This is a genomic window from Streptomyces sp. NBC_01320 (assembly GCF_035974375.1).
GTDB classification, from domain to species: domain Bacteria; phylum Actinomycetota; class Actinomycetes; order Streptomycetales; family Streptomycetaceae; genus Streptomyces; species Streptomyces yanii.
In genome coordinates, this window is record NZ_CP108390.1 from 2253468 (window position 1) to 2271805 (window position 18338).

Annotated in this window: 18 protein-coding genes and 1 pseudogene; 12 read left to right on the forward strand and 7 right to left on the reverse strand. The window is 69.1% G+C overall.

Features of this window, described 5'->3' with window-relative positions; all coding sequences use genetic code 11:
* The first annotated feature begins 197 nt into the window (after window positions 1-197).
* Window positions 198-1223 (forward strand): zinc-binding alcohol dehydrogenase family protein, encoded by a 1026-nt coding sequence (locus OG395_RS10715; protein WP_327242682.1) that lies wholly within the window; start codon window positions 198-200, stop codon window positions 1221-1223.
* 256 nt (window positions 1224-1479) lie between these two features.
* Here the strand turns inward: OG395_RS10715 and nhaA are convergent, their stop codons facing one another.
* Both nhaA and OG395_RS10725 read right to left on the reverse strand, forming a co-directional pair.
* A complete protein-coding gene (gene nhaA / locus OG395_RS10720; protein ID WP_327242683.1) occupies window positions 1480-3369 on the reverse strand; it encodes a Na+/H+ antiporter NhaA in 1890 nt (629 codons plus the stop codon).
* Between the two features lie 431 nt (window positions 3370-3800).
* The gene (locus tag OG395_RS10725) at window positions 3801-4010 is read right to left on the reverse strand and encodes a hypothetical protein (RefSeq protein ID WP_327242684.1); all 210 of its coding nucleotides are present in this window, start codon (window positions 4008-4010) and stop codon (window positions 3801-3803) included.
* A gap of 800 nt (window positions 4011-4810) precedes the next feature.
* Here OG395_RS10725 and OG395_RS10730 point away from each other — a divergent pair.
* Window positions 4811-6256: a glyceraldehyde-3-phosphate dehydrogenase gene (locus OG395_RS10730; RefSeq protein ID WP_327242685.1), complete on the forward strand. Its 1446-nt coding sequence runs from the start codon at window positions 4811-4813 to the stop codon at window positions 6254-6256.
* A gap of 655 nt (window positions 6257-6911) precedes the next feature.
* Here the strand turns inward: OG395_RS10730 and OG395_RS10735 are convergent.
* Entirely contained in the window at window positions 6912-7331 is a 420-nt protein-coding gene (locus OG395_RS10735; protein ID WP_327242686.1) for a PPOX class F420-dependent oxidoreductase, read from the reverse strand.
* A gap of 681 nt (window positions 7332-8012) precedes the next feature.
* Here OG395_RS10735 and OG395_RS10740 point away from each other — a divergent pair.
* A complete protein-coding gene (locus OG395_RS10740) occupies window positions 8013-8891 on the forward strand; it encodes a YihY/virulence factor BrkB family protein (RefSeq protein ID WP_327249308.1) in 879 nt (292 codons plus the stop codon).
* A gap of 351 nt (window positions 8892-9242) precedes the next feature.
* Here OG395_RS10740 and OG395_RS10745 read toward each other — a convergent pair whose 3' ends face one another.
* Both OG395_RS10745 and OG395_RS10750 read right to left on the reverse strand, forming a co-directional pair.
* A complete protein-coding gene (locus OG395_RS10745; protein WP_327242687.1) occupies window positions 9243-9815 on the reverse strand; it encodes a hypothetical protein in 573 nt (190 codons plus the stop codon).
* Window positions 9816-10296: 481 nt separating this feature from the next.
* The gene (locus OG395_RS10750; protein WP_327242688.1) at window positions 10297-11172 is read right to left on the reverse strand and encodes a helix-turn-helix domain-containing protein; all 876 of its coding nucleotides are present in this window, start codon (window positions 11170-11172) and stop codon (window positions 10297-10299) included.
* Window positions 11173-11639: 467 nt separating this feature from the next.
* Between OG395_RS10750 and OG395_RS10755 the strand changes: the two genes are divergently transcribed.
* The 9 genes and pseudogenes from OG395_RS10755 to OG395_RS10795 all read left to right on the forward strand — a co-directional run.
* Window positions 11640-12029 carry a gas vesicle protein GvpO gene (locus tag OG395_RS10755; protein ID WP_327242689.1) on the forward strand — a complete coding sequence of 130 codons (390 nt, stop codon included), beginning with the start codon at window positions 11640-11642 and terminating at the stop codon, window positions 12027-12029.
* Between the two features lie 101 nt (window positions 12030-12130).
* Window positions 12131-12568, forward strand: coding sequence for a gas vesicle structural protein GvpA (locus OG395_RS10760; protein ID WP_442818750.1), 438 nt, complete (start codon window positions 12131-12133; stop codon window positions 12566-12568).
* 3 nt (window positions 12569-12571) lie between these two features.
* Window positions 12572-13285 carry a GvpL/GvpF family gas vesicle protein gene (locus OG395_RS10765; RefSeq protein ID WP_327242691.1) on the forward strand — a complete coding sequence of 238 codons (714 nt, stop codon included), beginning with the start codon at window positions 12572-12574 and terminating at the stop codon, window positions 13283-13285.
* A gap of 9 nt (window positions 13286-13294) precedes the next feature.
* Window positions 13295-13546 (forward strand): gas vesicle protein GvpG, encoded by a 252-nt coding sequence (locus OG395_RS10770; protein ID WP_327242692.1) that lies wholly within the window; start codon window positions 13295-13297, stop codon window positions 13544-13546.
* Between the two features lie 302 nt (window positions 13547-13848).
* On the forward strand, window positions 13849-14292 hold the full coding sequence (locus OG395_RS10775; RefSeq protein WP_327242693.1) for a gas vesicle protein: 444 nt from the start codon (window positions 13849-13851) through the stop codon (window positions 14290-14292).
* Entirely contained in the window at window positions 14292-15107 is an 816-nt protein-coding gene (locus OG395_RS10780; RefSeq protein ID WP_327242694.1) for a GvpL/GvpF family gas vesicle protein, read from the forward strand. The genes OG395_RS10775 and OG395_RS10780 overlap by 1 nt, the downstream gene beginning before the upstream one ends.
* Window positions 15104-15355, forward strand: coding sequence for a gas vesicle protein (locus OG395_RS10785; RefSeq protein WP_327242695.1), 252 nt, complete (start codon window positions 15104-15106; stop codon window positions 15353-15355). The genes OG395_RS10780 and OG395_RS10785 overlap by 4 nt, the downstream gene beginning before the upstream one ends.
* Entirely contained in the window at window positions 15345-15740 is a 396-nt protein-coding gene (locus OG395_RS10790; protein WP_327242696.1) for a gas vesicle protein K, read from the forward strand. The genes OG395_RS10785 and OG395_RS10790 overlap by 11 nt, the downstream gene beginning before the upstream one ends.
* Before the next feature lie 157 nt (window positions 15741-15897).
* Window positions 15898-16095, forward strand: a pseudogene (locus OG395_RS10795) (hypothetical protein); the annotation flags it as partial.
* A gap of 59 nt (window positions 16096-16154) precedes the next feature.
* On the opposite strand, the gene OG395_RS10800 reads toward OG395_RS10795, so the two are convergent.
* Together OG395_RS10800 and OG395_RS10805 are read right to left on the reverse strand one after the other, a co-directional pair.
* Window positions 16155-17186 carry a Gfo/Idh/MocA family protein gene (locus OG395_RS10800; protein ID WP_327242697.1) on the reverse strand — a complete coding sequence of 344 codons (1032 nt, stop codon included), beginning with the start codon at window positions 17184-17186 and terminating at the stop codon, window positions 16155-16157.
* The gene (locus OG395_RS10805) at window positions 17183-18331 is read right to left on the reverse strand and encodes a LacI family DNA-binding transcriptional regulator (RefSeq protein ID WP_327242698.1); all 1149 of its coding nucleotides are present in this window, start codon (window positions 18329-18331) and stop codon (window positions 17183-17185) included. Before OG395_RS10805 ends, OG395_RS10800 begins: the two co-directional genes overlap by 4 nt.
* Window positions 18332-18338 lie beyond the last annotated feature (7 nt).

Below are 18338 nucleotides of genomic sequence, written 5' to 3' on the forward strand. Positions count from 1 at the left end.
CTCTCAGGTCCGGTACGGGGCACTGTCAGGCTGACTCGGCAGGAGCTCGGCGCGCATGGGCCGGATGGTCCCCGGACGAGGACCTGGCGGGCCTTCCACTCCCGCCGACGCAGCAGGCGCCCCGATCTGCGGTTCCCGAAGCACATGCGGAAACCGGCCGGTTTGCCGGACCCGCCCAGCGGCCGCAGGCTGGAGGCATGGGGCTCCCCCATTCACAGATGCTCAGCGGCTGGGCCGTCGGGACACCCGGACCGATCGGTGCCGGCCCCCTGGTACGCAGACACCGCCAAGTGGGCGCGCCCGCCCCGGACGAACTCCTGCTGCGGGTGGAAGCCTGCGGTGTCTGCCGCACGGACCTGCATCTCGCCGAAGGGGACCTCACCCCCCACCGTCCGTCGACGATTCCCGGGCACGAGATCGTCGGCCGGGTGGCAGCGGCCGGCGAGGCGACCGACGTGTTCCGTGTGGGCGACCGGGTCGGCGGTGCCTGGTTGCGCCGTACCTGTGGGTCCTGCCGCTACTGCCGCTCCGGACGGGAGAACCTGTGCCCCCGGTCCACGTACACGGGGTGGGATGCCGACGGCGGCTTCGCCGACCTGGTCCTTGTTCCCGAGGCGTTCGCCTACCGGCTCCCCGAGTCCCAGGACGCGGCCCTGCTCGCCCCTCTCCTGTGCGCGGGAATCATCGGCTACCGGTCGCTGCGCCGCAGTGCGTTGCCGAAGGGCGGCAGGCTCGGAATCTACGGTTTCGGCGCGTCGGCCCATCTGGCCGCTCAGGTGGCTCTGGCCGACGGCGCCACCGTCCATGTGATGACGCGTTCCGCGCAGGCGCGTGAACTCGCTCTGTCCCTGGGTGTTTCATCGGTCGGCGGCGCCTACGACAGCCCACCGGAGCCCCTCGACTCGGCGATCCTGTTCGCTCCGGTGGGTGATCTGGTGCCGGTGGCCCTGGAGGGACTCGACCGGTCGGGCACCCTCGCGATCGCCGGTATCCATCTCTCCGACATTCCCGCGCTGAACTACCAGCGGCATCTCTTCCAGGAGCGGAATCTGCGGAGCGTCACCTCCAACACCCGCGCGGACGGCCGCGACTTTCTCGAACTCGCCGAACGCATCGGTATCCAGGTCACCGTCAGCCGCTATCCCCTGAACCGGGCTGATCAAGCACTGGCCGACCTGGCCGCGGACCGCGTGAACGGCGCAGCGGTGCTCACCCCCGACTGACAGGAAGCCGGTCCGGAGCCACTCAGTCACTCCCGGACCGGCGATGGGTGGGCGATCGGGCCGTCCGAGCACGCTGTGTGCAGCATCGTCCACCCTGAGGAATGACGGCAACCCGGCCTTGCGCGTGATGCAGGACTCCCTGCGCGACCCGCACCGGCGGAGAACCACACCGTGGGGCGTCGACGGGCCCCGATCACCCGCAGTCCCACGTCTCCGGAGGCCTCGGCCGGCCCTGTCACCGACTGCATCCGGCGGATCACCGCGTCAGTCCTGCACGCGCCCGGGCTGTTCGCACCGCGGCGGACAGCGCGTCGATGTCGTAGGCGCCGCGGTGCAGCAGGCCGTTGATGAAGAAGGTGGGGGTTCCTGTCACCCCGCTCAGATCGGCCGATTCCCTGTCCTCGGCGACCCGGTCGGCCCCCGCGTGAGTGCGCAGACTGCGATGGAAGCGCTCGGCGTCCAAGCCCAGTTCGTCCGCGTAGCGCATCAGGTCGGGCGCCCGGAGCGCGCCTTGGTGCCCCAGGAGAAGGTCGTGCATCTGCCAGAAGGCCCCCTGATCCGCCGCGGCCTCGGCAGCCTCGGCGGCGAGTTGCGCGCCGGGATGGACATCGGTGAGCGGCAGGTGCCGCCACACGTAGCGCAGATCGCCGAAGTCGGCGAGCAGGTCACGGACCACGGGTTCGGCCTGGCCGCAGTAGGGGCATTCGAAATCGGCGTACTCGACCAGTGTCACCGGAGCGGTCATCGGGCCCCGGACGTGGTCACGTTCGGGGTCGACCGGGACCGCGAGATCGATCACTCTCTCGGCTGTGCCGAGCAGTACTCGTGCTCGCCGCTGCGGCGGCAGGAGCCTGATCGCCATCGCCACGGCGCAGGTTGCGAGGAAGGAACAGGCCACCGCGCCCAGGATGCCCACCTTCGCCTCTTCGAGCCGGTCTCCGTCGAAGGCGAGCGTGGAGATCAGCAGGGCAACGGTGAACCCGACCCCGGCGATCGTGCCGCCCCCGGCGAGGGCGCCCCAACCGACCGGCGGCCTCAGCCGATTGCGGCTCAGCCGGGCAAGCAGCCAGGAGGCACCGGTAATGCCCACCGGCTTGCCGACGAGATAGCCGAACAGGATGCCCAGAGTGACCGGGGACGTTGCCGCCCGCGACAGCAGTCCCGCGTCGATGGTGATGCCGGCATTGGCGAGGGCGAACAGCGGCACGATCACATAACTCGTCCACGGGTGGTACATCCGTTGCAGTCGCTCATTGAGCGACAGCGCCGACGCCAGCCCCTGGCGTGCCGAGCGCTCCAGTTCGGGTGTGGGCTGCTCGCGGAATGAGATGAACAGATCGCTCGCGCGTTCCAGGTCGCTGCGCGCCGCCGGATAGGCGTAGGTCAGCAGTCCCATGGCCAGACCCACGACCACCGGATCGACACCGGACTTGAGCAGCGCGACCCAGGTCGCGGCCCCCATCAGCAGGTACGTCAGTCCGTGGCGCACGCCCGCCGCCCTGACCAGCAGGATCAGGCCGAACAGGGTCACGGCGGACAGCAGGGCGGGCACGGTGATGTGGTCGCTGTAGACGAGGGCGATGACCACCAGAGCCAGCAGGTCGTCGACGACGGTCACCGTGAGAATGAACGTGCGCAGCGCGTCGGGGAACCGTCGTCCCAGAATAGCCAGCATGCCCAGGGCGAACGCGGTGTCCGTGGACATGGCCGCCCCCCAGCCGTGGGCCGAGGCATCACCCGAGTTGAACGCGAGGTAGATCCCGACGGGGACGAGCATGCCGGCGAGCCCCGCGGCCAGGGGCAGCATGACCCGCTGCCGCTCCCGGAGCTCGCCCATGTCGAACTCCCGGCGCGCCTCCAGCCCGATGACGAAGAAGAAGAACGTCATCAGGCCGCTGTTCACCCACTCGCGCAGGTCCAGCGATACCCCTGCCGATCCCACGGTCACCGACAGGTGCACCTCCCAGAAGGATGCGTACACCCCGGGAGCCGCGTTCGCCCACACCAGTGCAGCCACGGTGGCGGCCAGCAGCACCGCCGCGCTGCCGGACTCGGTCCTGAGGAACGCACGCAGCGGAGTCCGGGTCTCCGGGGCACGTGTGCTCTGCTCCCGGAAGGGAGAAGGGGAGGAGGAATCATGTGTCACGGGGCCATCACCGTGTGCCGCGGCCTTGTCGGCGGTGCAATGGCCCACCAGCGGTCGCACGGCGCTCAACCGCCTCATGCATCCGGGTGCCTCCCGGGACAGGCCGCGGGTGTGATCGAGCACGGCGTCGAGCGCCATGGTGAGGGGAGCGGGCGAGCGTCGTGACTGAGCCGGTAACGGCGTTAGCTGGAAGGCCGCCTGCAAGGAACTCCCCGGAGCCTTCCGTCCCGGGCCGACCAGTCGGCACACCGGCTGAGGCCGCTCCGCTCACGGCCTGACGGGCGAGACGGTCCCCGCCGCAGTGACTGGTGGAGGCCCGCACGATGTCTGCTGTCACCTTCACCAGCGAAGATCCCCTCGGAGCCCTTACCGTCGACAACCCCCACCGAACCTCGTGTCCCATGAGACCATGGGCGCGCCGGAAAACGCGATCATTGCCGCCGCGACGCGAGGGCGCGGCTCAGTGGCGGCAAGCGCTGCAGTTCGGGGATGTTTGCCGGGCCCCCGGCCGGATGGCCCGCTTCGACGCGCTTCTCGCCGACCGGAACGTCCGCGCGGTCACTGATCTCCATGATCACCTGGGCGTTCTGCCCGCGGCCATCGACACCCACAGGCAGGCGCTCAGCGCCTGACGGCTGCATTCTGCGTCCTCGTTCGGCTCAGGCACCGGCCCGTCGGCAGCGCGGGCGGACGCGTTCAGGGCAGCGTGGACGATGTAGCCCGCCCGGGAGTCCTTCGCACGTCGACCGGGCGGGCCGCTCCCCCGCCGACTCTCTCGGTGCGCCGTTGTGCTGCGGGAGCGCGGCCCGCCCGGGAGTCCTTCGCACGTCGACCGGGCGGGCCGCTCCCCCGCCGACTCTCTCGGTGCGCCGTTGTGCTGCGGGAGCGCGGCGGGCGGACCGGGTGCGTCCCTGGTACGGAATCGAGGGCGTCCGAACCCTTCCCTGGATCGTGCGAACCCTGCACCGGGTGCCGGGGCACGACGGGCAGCGAAGGCAACTGATCGTCACCCCGACGCATCCGGGATCGAGCGCGTCGAGGTTCTTGCGGGGGTTGCCACTGCCACCTCGGGTCCAGGGCAGGGTCGCGGGGTGCTGTATGTGCGGGCGATGCTCCTCGGATGTACTGGCCGCCGCGACGGACGGGCGTGCGGCGCACGCGCCGGCCGCTGGTCACCACTGCGTGGGCGCCCCGGCTCGGCAGAGGTCCCAAGACGGTCGATGCCGATGACGTCGGCACCGCGGCCGACAAAGATCACGCCGGGAGCAAGTCAGGGCGCATCCGGGTAAATCGATCGCCCATACTCCGCACAGCGGCCCATTCCCTCCCCTGACGTGGCCATGGGGCCCGCTCACGGCATCCGGCTCAGGTGACACCGGGTGAATGATCGAAGTGGCGGGCGGTTAGCATATGAGCACCGCCTAGCTCGAAAGATAAACCTGTGACTGTCAACGAGGACTCGTTCACCAACTGGAAGAACCGCGAGGAGATCACGGAGTCGATGATCCCGATCATCGGGAAGCTGCATCGGGAGCGGGACGTCACGGTCCTGCTTCACAGCCGCTCCTTGGTGAACAAGTCGGTGGTCAGCATCCTCAAGACCCACCGATTCGCCCGGCAGATCGCCGGTGAGGAACTCTCGGTCACCGAGACGCTTCCGTTCCTGCAGGCTCTCACCACGCTCGATCTCGGCCCTTCCCAGATCGACATCGGCATGCTTGCCGCGACGTACAAGGCCGACGACCGCGGCCTCTCGGTGGAGGAGTTCACCGCCGGGGCCGTCGCCGGGGCCACGGGAGCCAACAAGATCGAGCGCTGCGAGCCGCGCGACGTCGTCCTCTACGGCTTCGGCCGCATCGGCCGCCTCGTCGCCCGCCTGCTCATCGAGAAGGCCGGCTCCGGCAACGGCCTGCGGCTGCGCGCCATCGTCGTCCGCCAGGGCGGCGACCAGGACATCGTCAAGCGCGCCTCGCTGCTGCGCCGCGACTCCATCCACGGCCAGTTCCAGGGCACGATCACCGTCGATGAGGCGAGCAGCACGATCGTCGCCAACGGCAACGAGATCAAGGTGATCTACGCCAGCGACCCGTCGGAGGTCGACTACACGGCGTACGGCATCAAGAACGCCATCCTCGTCGACAACACCGGCAAGTGGCGCGACCGCGAGGGCCTGTCGAAGCACCTCCGCCCCGGCATCGCGAAGGTCGTCCTGACCGCGCCGGGCAAGGGCGACGTCCCCAACATCGTCCACGGTGTCAACCAGGACATGATCAAGCCGGACGAGCAGATCCTGTCCTGCGCGTCCTGCACCACCAACGCGATCGTCCCGCCGCTGAAGGCGATGGAGGACGAGTACGGCGTCCTGCGCGGACATGTGGAGACCGTCCACTCGTTCACCAACGACCAGAACCTGCTGGACAATTACCACAGCTCCGACCGCCGCGGCCGCTCGGCGCCGCTCAACATGGTCATCACCGAGACCGGTGCCGCGTCCGCCGTCGCCAAGGCGCTGCCCGACCTCCAGGCGAAGATCACCGGCAGCTCGATCCGCGTTCCGGTGCCGGATGTCTCGATCGCGATCCTCAACCTGCAGCTGGCGCGCGAGACCACCCGCGAGGAAGTCCTCGACTACCTCCGCAACGTGTCGCTGACCTCGCCGCTCAGGCGCCAGATCGACTTCATCAGCGCCCCCGATGCGGTCTCGAGCGACTTCATCGGCTCGCGCCACGCCTCGATCGTCGACGCGGGTGCCACCAAGGTCGAGGGCGACAACGCGATCCTCTACCTGTGGTACGACAACGAGTTCGGCTACTCCTGCCAGGTCATCCGCGTCGTCCAGCACGTCTCCGGAGTCGAGTACCCGACCTTCCCGGCACCGGCGGTCTGATCTCGGCGGACTGCCCGGTCCGGCGCCTCCGCGGGCGGGGCGGCGGTGGGGCGGCAACCGGATACCGATCGGCATCCGGTTGCTCTCCCACCGTCGGCCGCCACCGGCGACGGAGTGGGCCGTACGCCGGGTTGCCCCCGGGCGACCTGCTGGTCACGATGTACGGCCCGCCGCGCAGCCCGCTGCCTGTCGGCAGGCTCCCTCGCCCGGACCGGCTCCGCGCGTGCCTCGGGTCGGGGAGGTGCGGATCCGGGCTGAGGTGCTGGTCCGGGCAGGCGCAGGCCAGTTCCCCTGGGCGAACTGATGTCGATACGGGCGGCACAATCACGCCTGGGTGACGAGGCGTTGGTCGAGGTCATGAACCCGACGGATGATCTGCGTGGATCCGAGCCCCGTCCAGCCTCCTGCATCACGGCGGTCGGACGGGAACCCCGTGCAACGCGGCTGCGGGCGCGTGTCCCAGCCGGTATCCGGCGTCCCGGCCCCGCAGGACCTGAACGCCGAGGCCGGCGAGTGCGCCTGGCTCGGCGGCTTCGACCCCCGCTCGGCGTCCGGTGCGTGCCGTCGCAAGGCACAGGGTCGCCCTTGAGGTCGTGCGTGGGTGATCCCGACAACGCGGAGAGCGTGGTGCGTGCCAGACGCCGCGGCGCGCGGGTCAGCCGGGCTGGCTGTTCTCCTTGAGCGTGCCCCAGCCGTGCCAGCGGTCGATCTCGATCCAGGCGCTGACCCGGCCGCGGTCCCGCTGAGGGTACGGCGTGCCGAGGTACTGCTGGGCCAGGCGGTCGATGTCGGTGAGGTTCTTGTCCTCACGTACGTCGGCGACGTGTCCGATGATGCTGAGGTGGGTGTACCAGTTCCCCTCGTCGAGCACGGTGAGCGTGACCCGGGGGTCGTTGCGGATGTGTTCGAGCCGCTTGCGGCCCTCATCCATGTTGACCAGGATCCGGCCGTCGCACCAGAGGTACCAGGTGGCTGTGGACACTGGCTGGCCGTCGGCCCGAAGCGTCGCGATGACGGCCTGGTTGGGCTTCTTCAGCATGGCGATCGCGTTCTCGGGAAGCGGTGGATTCGACACGGAATCTCCTCCTCGGTGATCCATTCTCGGTGATCCATCGGGCTGCATGTTCACCGTGCCACATCCCGGCGTGCCGAAGGCCTCACGCCCCGTCGGGTCGGTCCGCGCGCCGCGGCTTCGGGTCAACGGATGGCGTCGCGTCCCCTGCGGCCCGCGCCGGTGCTCGGCAGGCAGGCTCCGCGGCTTCCGACGGGCTGCCGGAGGTGATCGGGGCCCCCGACTGAAGGGTGAGGGCGCCGCTGCCTCGGGCCCGGGGGCGGCATAACCGTGCCGGCGGCTTTCCCGGCCGCGCGGAGCTCGGCCATCGCGCGCTCGCGACTCGCCCTCGGCGAGGCCGAGTCGCGCCAGGAGAACGCACGCTTCGTGCTCCGTCTGCTGGTCGCCCAGCTGCCGGGCTGCTGCCGCGCCTTTGTGCACCCTTCGCCGACCGCCGACTCCCGGCCAGGGCCCGACTCCTCCCGGACCCGAGATACCGGAGAGCGGCAGCCAGAACGGATTCGTCCGGTAGTGCAGGTGGTCCTGGACACGGCAGGAGTACGACCCATGATCGGAGGCACGAGAAAAGGTGGTAGCAAAGGACGTCCGTACCCCGGGGGATCCGCTGCCTCCCCCGGCGCCGCCAGGCCGCGCCGTGCCTGACCACGTCCCCCGGAGACCAGCGTGCCCAGCAAGACCACACCCATCGCCTCAGGACGCGTCCCCCGCCAGGGCGCACCCTCCGGGCGGGCGGCCCACTACCGGGCCGCCCTGCGCCGCACCCCCGTCTCCCTGTGGAACGACGACCTCTCGGACTGGGCCGCCGCCCTGACGTACTACGCCATCCTCGCCCTGCTCCCGGCGCTCCTGGTCACCGTCGCCCTCATCGGCCTGGCCAACCCCCGAGCAACCGACGTGCTGATCGCCGACATCACGGCCTTCGCCCCCGCGGAGTCCGGCGCCGCGCTGCGCGAGCCCCTGGAGGCCGCGACCCAGGAGCGCGGCGCCGTATGGCTGCTGGTCGCGACGGGGACCAGCAGCGCCGTGTGGTCCGCCTCCAGCTATCTGGCCGTCTTCCGCCGTGCTCTGCACGCCCTGCACGGCGTCCGCGACACACGGCCCGCGCTGCGCAAGGCACACATCATCGTGACCAGTGCCGTCGGGCTGCTCCTGCTACTGATGACCAGCGCGTTCGCACTGGTGCTGACCGGGCCGTTGGCCCGCTGGCTGGGACACCGTATCGGCCTAGCACACGCAAGTGACACGGTGTGGACGGTGCTGAAGTGGCCCATCCTGATGGTCCTCGTTGCCTGTCTGATCATGGTGCTGTTCCGTACCGGCCCGGCGGCGGCCAGGGGGTTGCGGCGAGGGTTGCCCGGCGGAGTGCTCGCCGCGTCCCTGTGGCTCGTGGCATCGGCCGGGTTCACCTTGTACGCCACCCACATCGGTGCGTACAGCCGGCTGTACGGGTCGCTCGCCGGGCTCGTCGTCTTCCTGATCTGGGTCTGGTTCACCAATCTCGCTCTGCTGGCCGGGGCCCAGTTCAATGTCGAGCTGGCACGGCCGGTGCAGGAAGTTCCGTAACAGCGTCACCGCACCGGTGCGTCGGTGGCGGCGTCGCAGGGCCGCCGTTCCGGGACAGACGGCGAACGCGGCGTCCATCCCTTCCACACTCCAGGTCAGCGAAAGACGACTTCCGCAGGAGACAAAGCCCAGCCTTCGAGGTCGGCCATCGAGCTGATGATCTGCCCCTCATCACCGGGGCTGACCGCGTCCCGCAACTCAACGGGCCCCACATACCGGTAAGTCCGCACCCTCGCATTCACGCGGACCAACCTGGACCACGTCCACAACACGCCCTCGCCCCGATTCTCGGGATCCACATCCCCGGGCGGTCAGTGGAGGAAGGCGGCCGTCGGGGACCGGGGCGGGTTCCTACTCCGGTTCGGCCTCCAAGAATGCTTCGCCGTACGGTGTGAGCTCCCAGCGACCAGGAAAATCGTCGCAGACCCGGACTCCGAGCAAGGGTGCGCCAACTACCGGTGAACGCTCGGAACTTGGGATCGTCCCGGCTCGTGCAGGGCCGAGATGGAAGGCCACGACGGGCGCGTTCCGGTCGCTGCCGGCGTAGCTGAGGGTCTTGGGACGACGCGGGTCAGGGTCGCCGAAAGTGACCGACGCCGGGCCGAATTCGGCGACGATGTCGTGAACGGTGCGATCGGTCCTCGCCCACATGACGGCTGCGTCGACGAGCACAGCGTGCTCCTCAGGAGTCAGGGCGCGATCCAGGCACAGCCAGCCCCGGCGGTAGGCGTCCTCGCCGTACTGGGAGGCGGCCACATGAATGTCCGGGTCGGCGAAGAACTCTCGCAGCATGGTTGAAGGGCTCAGCCGTGCGTTCGTATCCGGGATCCACACCGTGTCCACGGACTGCTGTTCGGTCCTCGCGATCTGATCGAGCAGCACCCCGAGTCCCGCCAGTCCCCCGAACGACTCGGGACGGCGCACCGCCCGATTGAACCTCTCGAGCAGGCGATCGCGGTCCCCTCCGGCCCGCTTGAGCACCGCCTCAACCGCCGTAGTTGACGCCACGTCCTGTGTGCCGGCGTGTGGCGATGCATGGAGGACCATGCAGCCATTCTGACGGCAGATGCAGAGCATCAGCAATGGTCACGCCGCGGTGACCGTCTCGACCTGCGCACAAACAGACGGGGCCAAGTCGGCGTGCTGCAGCAGTGGTACTCCGAGGTCGGGGCCGATGCATCCTCGTGTTCCGGCAGCCCGACCAGATGTATGCAGACAGCCATACGGGACCGGTGGTGGCTCGCCTTGCCGAGTCGGCGGTTCGTCGAGATCCGTGGGAGGTATCGATACGGTCACCTCGGTGACGGGACGCCCCGGGTCCGCGGGGAAGGCCACACATCACCGGGCGCGCGGAGGAGGCGGGCGGTCCCTTCGTCGATGCGCCGGGCTCGGGACGGAACCAACGTCATCGCCCGGCCGGTCTGCCGGGCGCAGGCCGAGGTCCGCCCGCGGCCCAGGAGGCAAGGAAGCGCAGGCCCTCGTACGTGGCCGTGCCGGGCTCGGCGGTCCAGATGACAAGCTGCTGATCCGGGTCGGTGCTGCAGGTGAGGGTGTCCCATTCGAGGACGAGAGTGCCTGCGAGCGGGTGGTTCAGCGTCTTGGTGCCCACGGTGCGGGCGGCCACGTCGTGAGGGGACCACCACCGCCGGAAGTCCGGGTAGAGCTCGGACAGCTCGGCAACCAGTGCGGTCAGCCGGGGATCACCGGCATTGCGGGCTGCGTCCATGCGCAGTTGGGCCACCGTGATGCGGACCGTGCTCTCCCAGTCCGCGTACAACTCCCTCATGCGGTCGGTGAAGACCATCTTCGCGTAGTTGCGGTCCGCTTCCGGCAGCTTCCCGAAGTCACCGACCATGGCGGCAGCCAGAGGGTTCCACGCCAGAACATCCATGTGGCGACCCAGGACCATGGCCGGGATCGAGGTGAGATCGTCGAGCAGCCGCTGCAACTGCGGTTGGACCGTCTGTACCGCGTGCCGGCGCAACCGGCCGGTTTCCTTCCCCGCCAGCTCGAACATGTAGTCGCGCTGGTCCTCATTCAGCCCCAGGACGCGGGCGAGGGCGGTCAACACCGGCTCGGATGCCTGCATGCGCCCCTGTTCGAGGCGGGTGTAGTAGTCGGTGCTGATCGCGGTCAGCAGGGCCACTTCCTCGCGGCGCAGTCCCGGCACCCGCCGCGGTGTCCCGTCGGGCAGTCCCACAGAGCGCGGGCTCAGTTCCGCGCGCCGGGCCTTGAGGAACTCTCCCAGCTCGTTGGGTGCGTTACGCGTCAAAGTGACCATTTCCGCAGCACCTGCCGACCTGTGAGGAGCCGCTCGTCACCCGGCTGTGAGCAAACATTGCCGGTCACGGCACTACCGACCGGTAGGTGGGCGCCGGGCGCGGGAGCGGGGACGGGGCGGGGTCGGATGCCATGCCGTCGGATCGACACCGGCCCGGCGAAACCGCGCCGATGGCTGCTGACCGCGTTCCTGCGGAAGGAACATACTTTCCTGCGGTGACCATGCATTCTTCCTGAGTTTCTCCATGAAATCCCAACGGTTCGAACATCAATCTTTTCTTGCAAAAAAATCATGTCCGCACCGGAGGGACCCCTGGTGCGCAGCAAGGGCGGTCACGAGCAAATTCGACAGAGGCAGACCGCGAATAGCGCGGCCATATCATGTCAGTGCGCATTGCTAACCCGAGCGGCTGAGCGAGACTCGGAGCAACCCGGTACTCAGAGGCCGTCTACCGAAGAGGCAGCAGCATGGCCGTTGGAGAAAAGAGCGCCGGCGGTCAACGCCGGCAGCCGTCCCGGAGCAAGGCCACGGACTCGCGCAGCGACAGCGCTCGCAGCACGAAGCCGCGGGTTCAACGTGATTCGCCGAGGTCTGGCCGCGTGTCTGCGCCGCAGGCGATGCGGTACGCGGCCGAGCAGCTTGAGGAGCTGCTGGGGAGGTCGCCCGAGTCCGTCTCTGCGGTGCAGCCCACCGAGGACGGCTGGAAGGCACAGGTAGAGGTCATGGAACTGGAACGCATCCCCGAGACCACCAGTGTGATGGCGAGTTACCGGGTGACGCTGGACCAGGACGGCGAACTGATGGCGTACGAGCAGACCCGCCGCTATGCACGCGGGCAGATCGACCGTGGCGCATGACCCTTTTACGACCGCCGTCCCCGGCTGTCAGGTCGCCGGGCGAGAGCAAGGGCCGCCGAGCCGCTGTATGCGGCCGATGGCGAAGGGAGGGCACCGTGACCGTGGTGCCGCAAGGCAGAGGCAGTATTTCTCAGGGACCGAGCTCCGGCACTCTGTACGACGTTCTGGAACTCATTCTGGACCGCGGCTTGGTCATCGACGTATTCGCCCGTGTATCGCTGGTCGGCATCGAGATCCTCAAGGTCGATGCCCGCATCGTCGTGGCGAGTGTCGACACCTACCTGCGCTTCGCCGAGGCCTGCAACCGCCTCGACCTGGAGTCCGGACGCAAGGCACCCAGCCAGCTGACCGACCTCGTGGGCGAAGTGACCGAAGGCGGAGCCAAGGGCAAGAGCAAGGGGGCACTGACCGGCGCGATGGAGGCCGTCACCGACGTCTTGCAGCAGGGCCGCAAGGACGAGGACGAGGAAGCCGAAGAGAGGCGGGAGCGGCCCCGCCCCCGGACGGCCCGCCGTGCTTCCCGGCACCGGGAGGACTGAGTCATGGCCGTGTATGTGTACGCCATAACGGCGGCCACGCATCCGCTGCGCCTGGACGATCTCAACGGCGTGGGCGACCCTCCCGCACAACTGCGTACAGTGCAGGGCGGAATCCTCAGCGCAGTCGTCAGTGACGCTCCGCAGGAGCTGCGCGCCAAACGCCGGGACGTCGGTGCACATCAGGCGGTCCAGGAGCGGCTGATGGCCGACGGCACCGTACTGCCTCTGCGATTCGGTCTGCTGGCCCCTGATGACGACGCGGTGCGGACCGTGCTCGAGGAGAACGCCGAGCGGTACACGGAACGGCTGGCCGCGCTGGAAGGGTGCGCCGAGTACCACCTGAAGGCGGCACAGGACGAAGACGCGCTGCTGCGCCAAATCCTCCAGGAGTCGCCGGAGGCCCGCAGACTCAACGACGACATCCGGGCCGGCCACAACAACCCCGATCTGCCGCTCGCCTTGGGCGAGCTCGTGGCGAACGAGGTCCAGGCCCGCCAGGAAGCACTGGCAGCCGCTGTCATCGAGGCGTTGCGCCCCCTCGCCCGCGATGAGCGGGCCTCACAGACGGCCGGCAACGACTTCCTGAACGTCTCCTTCCTCGTGGATCGACGCCGGGAGGATCGGTTCACTGCCACAGAGAAGAACCTCGCTGCCGAACTTGGCGAAGACTTCGACTGGCGGCTGCGTGGCCCGCTGCCGCCGTACAGCTTCGTGTAGGGAGCACTCATGGGCCTGTTCGCCCAGATCCTCACTCTCCCGCTGGCACCCGTGCGCGGCGTGGGCTGGGTCGTGGAGCGTGTCGTGGAGGCTGCCGAGCGGGACTACTACGACCCCGGGCCGGTCGAGCGGGAGCTCGCGGAGCTGGAGAAGGCGCTCCTGTCAGGAGCGATCGACGAGGAGACGTTCGACCAGCGCGAGGACGAGCTGCTCGACCGGCTCGACGAGATCAAGGCGCACCAGGAGATCCGCAGGACATGACCGAGATTTCGGCAATGATGAATGCGAAGACAGACGCCCTACCGGGAGGCCACGGGGCACCGGGCTGGAAAGGATCGCCCGGCCCGTCGCCCTGTGTCTCGTCGGCAAGAAGCCTGAAGCGGCTGACCGACCCGGGCAGGGCTCGTCCGCGCCCATGTCGACGAGCAGCCGCTCAAGGAGTTGTTCCACGCGGGCAGCCATGCGGTCGCGCCCGGCCTTCAGCCCGGGGTGGACCTGATGAATGCCCGCGCCGTAGTTCTGCTTCCAGGCGCTGGAATCAAGGAAACCGAGGTCGATAGGCCGTGACAGAACCCGTTGCCAGCAGGTTTGGCTCCGTCCCGTACAGGTCGTCCCCGCAGTACGCCCAGGGGTCCTCGGCCAACCTCGCCGACATTCTGGAGCGGGTACTCGACAAAGGCATCGTCATCGCGGGCGACATACAGATCAACCTTCTCGACATCGAACTGCTCACCATCAAGCTCCGCCTGCTGGTCGCGTCCGTGGACAAGGCCAAGGAGATGGGAATCGACTGGTGGGAGCACGATCCCTCACTGTCCTCCCGCGCGAACGGCAGTCGCGAGCTGGCAGAGGAGAACAAGCGCCTGCGCGCGGAGATCGAGGCTCTGCGCGAGGACGCGGAGCTTGCGTCGGCCGAACAGCGCCGTTCCGTGACCGAGAAACCGCCGCATGCGACGCCGCAGCGCCGGCAGTCGGCCAAAGTCCGCCCCAAGAGGCGGGATGAGTGATGACCGAGCCGATCAGTTACACGTATGCCGTGGTACGAGACGCCGATGGACTGCCGGATGTCCTCGCCGGCCTTCAAGGCGTGGCGCGGGCTTCGGTGCACCTGGTACACGGTCGGCATGGTGGTGACGTTGCGGCGGTGGTGAGCCCTGTACCGCCCGAGGACTTTCAGGAGGACGCCCTCAAGCGGCACCTTGAGGACCTGGACTGGCTCGAGGCGGTGGCCAGGGCCCACCACGGCGTGGTTGAGGCGTTGTCCGCCCATACCACTGTGCTTCCGCTGCGGCTCGCGACCGTGTATCTCGATGACGAGCGAGTCGCCATGACGCTCGACGCCTGCCAGGGCACGTTCAGCGACCGGCTGTCCCGCTTGGCGGCGCACGTCGAGTGGGGCGTCAAAATCTACGTCGAACCCATATCGGTCACCGCCGCCCGGACAGATGCGGCTCCGGCACCCGGTCTCAGCCCCGGGCGCGCCTACCTGCGCAGTCGCAGAGCACAACGGCATACACAGGAAGACGCCTACCGGGCAGCCGAACAGGCAGCTGAGAACGTCGAAGCCGCGGCCGGCATCCATGCGGTGGACCGGGCCCGGCACAGGCTCCAGCAGGGTGAACTCGCGGTCGGGTCCGGGGAGAACGTCGTCAATGACGCGTACCTCGTACCGGCGGAGCATGCTGACGCGTTCTTTTCCGACGTCATGCGAGCGGCCGAAGGCCTGGACTCGGTGCGCGTCGAGGTCACCGGCCCCTGGGCGCCCTACTCCTTCGCCTCGCCGCCCGATGCCGAACCCGCGGAGGGGACGGCGTCACCGTGACCGGGGCTGCCCGGCTACCCGTAGAAGCCGAGAGGGAACCGCTGCCCAGCCGGCAGATCGCCCTCATCGACCTGCTGGACCGCCTCCTCAGCGGTGGCGTGGTTCTCACCGGTGACATCACGCTGTCGATCGCAGGCATCGACCTTGTCCGTGTCTCCCTGCGAGCGCTCATCGTCTCCATCACCGCGCAGAACCCGTCGCCTTGGGCGGAGGGCACACCACAGCCGCGAGACGACCATGACGAATGAAGACCGCGGGCCCGGACGTCGCTTCGACGAGGTCGCCGACGCAGCCACGCGGGCTTTCCGTCTGCTGCCCGCCACGTCCCAGGACGAGAAACCCCCGGCACACAGGACGACACGCCGGATCGTCGCGGAACCCGACACCGTGGAGCGTGACCTGGTCAAACTCGTCCTCACCCTCGTCGAACTCCTGCGACAGCTCATGGAGCGCCAGGCTCTGCACCGCGTCGACGAGGGAGACCTCACCGAGGAAGAGGAGGAACGCCTCGGTGCCACTCTCCTGATCCTCCACGACCGTATGAACGAGTTGTGCGCCCGGTACGACCTGACCATGGAGGAGCTCAACCTCGACCTCGGCCCCTTGGGGACCCTACTGCCGCCCTCCGAATAGCTACTCGCACCACGATGAAGGGACTTACGGCAGTTCAGTCCTGGCCGGACTGCACCTTTGCTCCGCTCGGTCTTCGCAGCATGCGCCGACGTGCGGTGGCCAGCCCGTTATCGCTGTCCGCACGACAGGCGCCCCGCCGGGGACCCCGGCGAAAGGCATTGATGGTCGGGATGAGGACGTACCCAGGAAGGCCGTACGCAAGCGCGGTGACATCCGGATCGAGAACGTCCCCGACCCGAAGATCGTCGCCCCGACCGACGCGATCATCCGTACCGTCGCCACCTGCGTCTACGGATCGGACCTGTGGGACTACCGCGGCGTCAACCCGGTCGACGAACCCCACCCGATGGGCCACTAATACGTCGGCGTGGTCGAGGAGGTCGGCAGCACAGTCAGCTCCGTCAGGCCCGGCGCTCAGGCACGGGACGCTCCCAGCCCGGCAGTCAGAGCGACGCGCTCTCCGGCGGCGCTGGACCGGTAGGTGGCTTCGACGACCTCGATGACCTGCCGCCCGTACTCGGCGGTGACGGCCGGCGGCTGCTGTCCACGCACCGCGGCTGCGAACGCGGCCAGTTGGTCGCCAAAGGCCCGGGGGATGTCGTCGTCGGACTCCGCGGCCAGGACGGTGGAGCCGCCCGCACCGAGGCCGCAGTCCGGGTGCAGGGTCGCGCCGGAGCCGCGGGCGACCCGGATGGCGCCGCGTTCGCCGATCACTATGAGTTCGTCCCGTGCGGGCAGCCCGGTGCTGGTGATGCCCATGTGCCCGACGAGACCGTCCTCGAGCTCCAGGCGGGCCAGGACATCGGTCTCGATGCGTGCCGGCGTGTTCGCCCGGTGTACGGCGGTGGCGCTGACCGCGAGGACCCGCCGTCCGGCCAGCCACAGCAATCGGTCCACACAGTGGGTGCCGATGTTGATGAAGACGCCACCGCCGGACACGACCGGATCGAAGAACCAGGCAGGGCGGCTCCCAGGCCGGTAGTCGGTGCTGCGCCAGTCGCTGACGGCCAGCAGTGAACCGATGGCGCCCGCGTCGAGCGCGGCCTTGGCGGCCACCATCGGCGGCAGGAAGTGCTGGATGTGCCCCACGAAGAGTGCGACTCCGGCGTCCTGACAGGCGCGGTCCATGACCTCGCAGTCCGCGGAGGTGGTGGCCATGGGCTTCTCGACCAGGACGTGCAGTCCGGCCGCCGCGCAGTCGGTGACGATCGCGGTGTGCAGCGCGTGCGGCGTGTTGACCACGACGGCGTCGACCGTCCCGGAGGCGATCAGCGCACGGTGGTCGGTGAACTCGGCTGCTCCCAGAGGTTCGGCGACTCTCCGTGCCGTGGCCGCTACGAGGTCGCAGACAGCGGTGACCCGCACGCCGGGGATGCCTTGGGCGGCCTGCGCGTGCAGGGCGGCGACCGCGCCTGCTCCGATCAGGCCGAGCCGTATGTCCGTCACGAGGTGATCTCCTGTTGCTTCGGTGTGGTGCCGGTGTCGGTCGTCCTCGCCCCGCAGGACTGGCGGACGGTGATGCTGGGGCGCAGCAGGATGCGGTGGCGGGCCAGTCCGGGTTCGCCCAGCCGCCGCAGCAGTGTCTCGGCGGCCGTCCTGCCCAGCAGGTGTTTGGGGGGTGCGACCGCGGTGAGCGGAATGTCGGCGAGGTCGGCGATCTCGTCGTCGTACGCGACCAGGGCGAGGTCGTCGGGGACAGTGAGCCCGGCCCGGCGGGCGGCGCCTTCGAGGAGCGCGGCCTGCCGGTCGCCGAAGCATACGGCTGCGGTGACGCCCGCCTCCCGCAGCACGGCGAGGCAGCGGTCGGCCGCCGCCGGACTCCACTCCTGCCGGGTGGCCCGGAACTCGGCTGCGGAACAGCCCAGTTCGTGCACCGCTTGCCGGTAGCCCTCGATCACCGGAGGTGCAGTGGGGCTCGGGGCGCGCAGCACGAGGCCGATGGACCGGTGCCCCAGTCCGGCGAGATGCCGGACGGCGTCGTAGGCGCCGGCCTCGTGGTGGGTGCAGACGTACTCGTTGGTGTCGCTCAGGGAGGTGCTCCGGCGCTCGACCAGGACGACCGGCACGGGAAGTGCGGCAAGGCGCGCGAGGTACCGGTCCGCCGGTTCGGGCCCGGTGAGCGTGGGCACGAGCAGCAGCCCGTCGGTGCCGGCGTCGAGCATGTCCTGCACGTCACGGGCCTCGCGCTCCTGATCGTAACCGGAGCAGGTGAGGAGCAGCCGCGCACCGGCGGTGGACAGTCCTTCCTCGATGCCTTGGAGGATCTGGGGGTAGTAGAAGGTGGTGTCGGGGACGAGGACGCCGATCAGGGCGCGGCCGGTGCCGGGGGCATCGGGCGGCAGGACGAAGGTGCCCGATCCCTGGCGTCGGACGACGAGTCCTTCGGCGATGAGTTCGTCGACGGCGCGCCGTACGGTGCTGACCGATGTGCCGCTGTTGAGGGCGAGTTGCTTCTCCGTGGGCAGTCGGCCCCCGACGGGCCAGACGCCGTCCCGGACCTGTTGGCGCAGCTCGTGGGCGAGTTGGCGGAACTTCAGGTCTTTCGTGCCTTCGGCGATCTGCGCCGTCGACGGATGCGGCCGGTCGGCCATGACGTCT

Coding starts and splice junctions, on each gene's coding strand:
- OG395_RS10755 (WP_327242689.1), top strand. CDS start 11,640: ATGGCCGTTGGAGAAAAGAGCGCCGGCGGTCAACGCCGGCAGCCGTCC.
- OG395_RS10780 (WP_327242694.1), top strand. CDS start 14,292: ATGACCGAGCCGATCAGTTACACGTATGCCGTGGTACGAGACGCCGAT.
- OG395_RS10725 (WP_327242684.1), bottom strand. CDS start 4,010: ATGCAGCCGTCAGGCGCTGAGCGCCTGCCTGTGGGTGTCGATGGCCGC.
- OG395_RS10750 (WP_327242688.1), bottom strand. CDS start 11,172: ATGGTCACTTTGACGCGTAACGCACCCAACGAGCTGGGAGAGTTCCTC.
- OG395_RS10770 (WP_327242692.1), top strand. CDS start 13,295: ATGGGCCTGTTCGCCCAGATCCTCACTCTCCCGCTGGCACCCGTGCGC.
- OG395_RS10715 (WP_327242682.1), top strand. CDS start 198: ATGGGGCTCCCCCATTCACAGATGCTCAGCGGCTGGGCCGTCGGGACA.
- OG395_RS10805 (WP_327242698.1), bottom strand. CDS start 18,331: ATGGCCGACCGGCCGCATCCGTCGACGGCGCAGATCGCCGAAGGCACG.
- OG395_RS10790 (WP_327242696.1), top strand. CDS start 15,345: ATGACGAATGAAGACCGCGGGCCCGGACGTCGCTTCGACGAGGTCGCC.
- OG395_RS10765 (WP_327242691.1), top strand. CDS start 12,572: ATGGCCGTGTATGTGTACGCCATAACGGCGGCCACGCATCCGCTGCGC.